The following is a 385-nucleotide window of genomic DNA, read 5'->3' as shown; positions in this document are numbered from 1 at the left end:
GCAGGACATCAGAATGCCTGCGGTGCAGAAGCCGCACTGCAGGGCGTGATGACGCCGGAACGCCTGTTGCAGATCGGAAAGGCCCTCCTCTCCTGCCAGCGACTCGACGGTGTCGAGCCGCCGACCCTCGGCCTGTACCGCGAGCATCAGGCAGCTGCGGCTGGCGCGACCGTCGACGCGCATCGTGCAGGCCCCGCACACGCCGTGCTCGCACCCCACGTGCGTGCCGGTGGCGCCCAGTTCGTGGCGCAGGAAGTCACACAGCTGGGTACGGGGCTCGGCGTAGCCACTGCGCTCGCGGCCATTGAGGGTCAGGGTCACGCGTATGCGCTGGTCAGCCTTGGCGTGCATGGGCGATCTCCTCGTCACTTGGCCCACCGGCGAT

1 protein-coding gene is annotated in these 385 nt (G+C 68.8%); it reads right to left on the bottom strand.

Annotated elements, in window-relative coordinates; translation table 11 throughout:
* The coding region (locus CVH10_RS18105; protein WP_106489363.1) for a (2Fe-2S)-binding protein at positions 1-351 on the bottom strand (351 nt) is incomplete at its 3' end.
* Positions 352-385: the final 34 nt, after the last annotated feature.

Source organism: Halomonas sp. ND22Bw (genome assembly GCF_003011945.1).
In the GTDB taxonomy this organism is placed as follows: Bacteria; Pseudomonadota; Gammaproteobacteria; order Pseudomonadales; family Halomonadaceae; genus Halomonas; species Halomonas halophila.
Note: the sequence above shows the minus strand (reverse complement) of the source record. Positions and strands in the feature narration are given on the sequence as shown.